This is a genomic window from Weissella sp. DD23, assembly GCF_001579105.1.
GTDB classification, from domain to species: domain Bacteria; phylum Bacillota; class Bacilli; order Lactobacillales; family Lactobacillaceae; genus Weissella; species Weissella cibaria.
This window is the reverse complement of record NZ_KQ970394.1, coordinates 241,247-246,216: the sequence shown is the minus strand read 5'-3', so window position 1 is coordinate 246,216 and position 4,970 is coordinate 241,247. Positions and strand designations below refer to the sequence as shown.

Sequence of the window (4,970 nt, the reverse complement as noted above, 5' to 3'; positions counted from 1 at the left end):
CGTTTGCGTCGTTACCTCAGCAACTTGTCGATCTGACAAAGTCGTATCCGCCAAGGTTGTCAGTACGTCTGGGGTCACTTCATCAACAATCGTGGCCTTCATGACACCGCGCTCCCGAATTTCTTTGGTTAACGCGCGCGTATCAATTCCCGTAATCCCTGGTAAATCCATTTTCTCTGCCCACTCCGCCAATGACATTTGAGAACGCCAATTTGACGGGCGTCGAGCAATTTCATGAGCAACAATTGCGCTTGCAGCCGGACGGAGTGATTCAAAATCATCCCGGTTAATGCCGTAGTTTCCAATTAAAGGGTACGTGAAAGTCAAGATTTGGCCATGGTATGACAAATCCGTCAGTGACTCTTGATACCCTGACATACCCGTATTAAAAACAACTTCACCAGTAACTGGCTTGGTTGATCCAAACCCTTCACCCGCATAAACTGATCCGTTTGCTAAAACTAAGTAGCGCTTCATAACTCCCCCTCTGCTTGATAAGCAATCTTACCGGCAACTAATGTTAGTCGCGTTTGCCCATAGACAACTTCCCCAATAAACGGCGTATTCACACCCTTAGACAAGAAATCTTGCGCATTAATTTGATATGGTGTTTCTAAATCGAACAATGCCAAGTCCGCGCGTTCACCGACAGCAACTTGTTTTGGTGCCTCTAACTGGAATGCATCAATTGGTGCTGCGTTCATCCAAGTTAATAATTGGGCTAACGTCGCAATACCAGGTTTAACTAAGTGCGTGTACAACAACTGAAAACTGGTTTCAATCCCGGTAATGCCAAATGCCGCCCCGATAAATGACCGTTCCTTCTCAGCCACACTGTGCGGCGCGTGATCAGTCGCCACCATATCAATGGTGCCGTCCAACAAACCAGCAATGACTGCTGCCCGATCTGCCGGCGCACGAAGTGGTGGATTCATCTTAAACAAGGCATCATCCCCAGTAATATCAGTTTCATCCAACAATAAGTGGTGTGGTGAGACTTCGGCCGTGACATGAATCCCGTTTTGTTTCGCTAAGCGCACCAAGGCGACAGATTCTTTCGTTGATAAATGTGCAACGTGATAATGGACGCCAGTTGCTTGGGCCAACATGAGGTCACGCGCAAGTTGGGCGGATTCAGCAAGCGGATTAATACCTGGCAAGCCCAGTTCAGCTGACCGTGCCCCCAAATTCATCACCCCACCTTTGACTAACGATTCATCTTCAACGTGCGCGACTAGTGGTCGATTCACCTTGGCTGCGGCCGTCATCGCATCAAGCATGGTGGCTGCAGTTTGCACCCCTTTACCATCATTAGTAAAGGCGATTGCGCCTTCAGCAGCCAATGCTGGCAAATCCCCGATTTCGTCAGCGGTTAGTCCTTCAGAAATCGCACCATACTGCGCAACGTGGACAACACCTGCTGCTTGATTACGTGCTTGGACAGTTTCAAACGCTGATAAAGTAGCTGGTACAGGGTTCAAATTAGGCATCGCTGCCACGGTCGTAAAGCCACCGCGGGCCGCTGCGCGGGACCCCGTTGCAATCGTCTCTTTGTATTCAAAACCTGGTTCGCGAAAATGGACGTGAATATCAACCAAACCAGGCGTTAATAATTGGCCCGTCGCTTGAATAACGCGGTCAGCCGTTACATCAAGTTGTGGGGCCACTGCCGTAATCGTATCGTCAGTCACCAGGACATCTCGTGTGACCACTTGGTCAGCCTCTACAATTTGAACCTGCTTAAACAAAAGTGTTGTCATTATTCTCCCCCTCGTGCGATCGCCGCCAAAATTGCCATGCGTGCATATACACCGTTGGTCATTTGTTCAAAAATCCGTGATTTCGGTGCTTCAACCAACTCATCAGCAATTTCAACACCGCGGTTAACTGGCGCAGGGTGCATGATAATTGCCTGTTCCTTCAACCGTCCATATCGTTCACGTGTTAGTCCATGCAAAGCATGGTAGCTAGCGGCTGAAAAATTCGTGTTTTCATCTGTATCTAAGCGTTCATGCTGAACACGTAAGAGCATCAATACATCGACCTTCTCTAGTTCTGTATCAAGCCCCGTGTACGTGCCATAGGTTTCAAATTCACGTGGGTACCATGCCTTGGGTCCACCAAATGTCACCGTTGCCCCAAGGCGTTGCAGAACCGCTGCATTTGACCGAGCAACGCGTGAATGTGCTAAGTCACCAACAATACGGATATTTAATCCTTCAAAGTGACCAAAATTCTCATAGATTGTCACCAAGTCCAACAAACTTTGTGACGGATGCTGGCCACTACCATCACCAGCATTGACCAGTTGTGGCATCAACTCTGATTGCTCAGCGACCAGCGGTTGATACCAGTCATTGATATGATGACGTAGAACAACCACGTCAACACCAACAGCCCCTAATGTCTTTAACGTATCCGACAAGGTTTCGCCCTTTTGCGTGGAACTCGTTTGTGGATCAATTGCAATCCGTTGCCAGCCTAGTTTTGTCTCTGCAACCTGAAAGCTGGTGTGCGTCCGGGTTGAATTTTCGAAGAAGAGGTTGGCCACTAATTTAGGCGTCTGCATCGGTTGACGCTTGCCTTGTTTGTAGGCTAGTGCTTCAGCAATCATGTCTTGAATTGTCGTGAGCGGCAACTCGTTCAAGTTAACAAAGTTTTGCATGGTGACTCCCTTTCTGTGCACAAAAAAACCTCGTGAATCAGTGATTCACGAGGTTTTGCTTCTGGTTAGTTTTTAGGCGGACTAATACAGTTATCCCCTTAAATTCCCCCAACCAACGGCAACCCTTCATAGCCTCACTGGACTACTTTTTAAAAGGTTATTTGTTGTTGCATTTAATATAGCACTCGCAAGTAAAATGGTAAACACGGCTAATTTTACTAGTTAACAAATTTAAACGTTTTACGTGTTGCTCTATCACGGTTTACGTTTTACTTTACATTTTCATTACAAAATAAAAAACCACCTGATCAATTATCAAGTGGTTATCAATTAGCTAATTTGTGGTTCACGAGCCATATAAACATCATCATTAACTCGGATGCGGTGGCCCCGCAATTGGAATTCTTCCACGCCTTGTGAGATAAACTTTGTTAGTTGCATCTTACCAACGTGCAAGTAAGTGGCCAGTTCAGCTTGGGTCCTGAATCGGTGTTCACCATCGACTTCATAACGCCATTCATTTGCTGCATTTTGCCATTGCTCGTGTGCCCAAGCAACCACTTCTGGATGGTCTAAATCACCACCATACTTGGCTGCGCGCTTCATCATCTCTGGAATCCAATTCATGTCCCTTACCTCTCTTTTCTAAGCACATCCTGTTTCTCGTTTTGCTATGTACCTAGAGTAAGGTATCCCCTGCCATTTCAGCCAAAAAGTTCCAAAAACGATACAAATTTCACCGTTTTGTTCAGGCTGTCAAGCTAATGGTTTTATGAATTGTCATTTTGTTGAGGTATCTCCCTCTTTTAAAACTGTCGCAAAGTGATGCTTCAATGTATCAGCAATGAAATTTCTGTTTTTTGGAAACAGCGGTTTGCCCGTTAAAACTTGATAATCGGTCACAAACGTTTCGAACGCCGCCAACCCCGCGGCCGGATTGGTAAACATCATCTCGTAGTAGTCAAAGACGTCGACTCGCCAGCGCCAAGTGGCAAAGTGGAAAATTTGCGGATCACGCTCCCGTTCGCCAGCAACCACGGTCATGATTTTATCAAAATCTGCTCGTTGGTTTAAAATGACGGCCTTCAGTAAAGAATACTCGGCATTATTCAGAACTGAACTAATCGGTGCTCGAAATACATTGCGATGATGCATGTACTCATCTGCAATCCTCAGGCGTTTTATCACCATCTCAACATCATCAATGTCGATAAATGAATACATCACTAGCCGATGCTCCGCTTCATGCCATTCATCCAGTTTTAATAAGTAGTCCGTAATTGTCCGTGCTAAGTCTAATTGCACAATGCTCGTCGGATCAAAATCAGATAGTTGTTGGTTGACATAGACTTGAAATTCAAGTGCCGTTTCATAATCAGCATTACTATGCGAGATTTCATAATGATCCAAAGCCTCTGTGACCACTGTTTGATAATCGGTTGGATCCACCAAGAATGCTGCGAAACGTTCCCGCGCTCGGGACGTTGGATTTTTAAAGAAGAACACCGTTAAATCAGCAGGCAACAACCGTAAGTAGGTCATCATTTCGAACAAATCATTTAAGCGGATGACCACGTCCTGATGCATAATACGATATAACTTTGACCGCGTGATGCCGTATTCTTCTAACTCGCTCCCGGTAATTCGTTTCCCTTTCAACAAAATTTGGAGCGCATCGCCAAAGTTATCTGCTAACTCCGCCGACTGAATATGGGCATAATCTGTCGTAAACATTGACTTACCATTAACAGCCATGTGTGAACGCTTCATCGTTAAGGCTTGCCATAAACCAGGAAACGATAAGGTATCGTAGGTTAATTTAATTTCAACCACCCCACGCGCAATCGCAACATTTAGCCAACTTCGGAATTGTTGTTCCGCTGCCGGACTATCAACTGTGTAGTATGCTTTCAACATCTTGGCAAATTCGCGTAGCATAAACAATTCAATATTTGACGGGCGCGCAGGTTGATTTTCAATTGCCTCTAAAACAAATAACATTGTCGGCCAAGACTTAAGTGAAGGACGTGTTAGATGAACCAAGGCATAATAATGAATCCGTAAAATAGTGAGATAAATCGGCATTGGCATGTAGCCGCTAAACAACCCGATGCTTTGCACAAAAATTTCATAGAGCCGATAAAAACGCTTAGGGGTTAATGATTCAGCAATCAACGAAAATAGTTGCATCTCAAAGAACGTGAATACCCGATAATTTTTAAGTTCATCATATAATGCCGTTACATCCGGTTTACAATCAGCATCGCTCTTGTAGGCCACCAAGTAATTAAAAGCCAGACCATAC

General features: G+C 45.3%; 5 protein-coding genes. All 5 read right to left on the bottom strand.

Features of this window, described 5'->3' with window-relative positions; genetic code table 11:
- The coding region (locus WEIDD23_RS08605; protein ID WP_278279474.1) for a carbamoyl-phosphate synthase domain-containing protein at window positions 1-477 on the bottom strand (477 nt) is incomplete at its 3' end.
- Complete coding sequence (locus WEIDD23_RS08600; protein ID WP_010369918.1) at window positions 474-1,760, bottom strand: dihydroorotase; 1,287 nt, start codon at window positions 1,758-1,760, stop codon at window positions 474-476. The genes WEIDD23_RS08600 and WEIDD23_RS08605, both read right to left, overlap by 4 nt.
- Complete coding sequence (locus WEIDD23_RS08595; protein ID WP_010369921.1) at window positions 1,760-2,665, bottom strand: aspartate carbamoyltransferase catalytic subunit; 906 nt, start codon at window positions 2,663-2,665, stop codon at window positions 1,760-1,762. Before WEIDD23_RS08595 ends, WEIDD23_RS08600 begins: the two co-directional genes overlap by 1 nt.
- 330 nt (window positions 2,666-2,995) lie before the next feature.
- On the bottom strand, window positions 2,996-3,292 hold the full coding sequence (locus WEIDD23_RS08590; RefSeq protein WP_010369924.1) for a hypothetical protein: 297 nt from the start codon (window positions 3,290-3,292) through the stop codon (window positions 2,996-2,998).
- Window positions 3,293-3,445: 153 nt separating this feature from the next.
- A partial coding sequence (locus WEIDD23_RS08585; RefSeq protein ID WP_062358912.1) for a hypothetical protein occupies window positions 3,446-4,970 on the bottom strand: 1,525 nt, incomplete at its 5' end.

What these genes read in the sequence shown, in the direction of transcription:
- WEIDD23_RS08590 (WP_010369924.1), bottom strand. Translation starts at nt 3,292, where the DNA reads ATGAATTGGATTCCAGAGATGATGAAGCGCGCAGCCAAGTATGGTGGT.
- WEIDD23_RS08600 (WP_010369918.1), bottom strand. Translation starts at nt 1,760, where the DNA reads ATGACAACACTTTTGTTTAAGCAGGTTCAAATTGTAGAGGCTGACCAA.
- WEIDD23_RS08595 (WP_010369921.1), bottom strand. Translation starts at nt 2,665, where the DNA reads ATGCAAAACTTTGTTAACTTGAACGAGTTGCCGCTCACGACAATTCAA.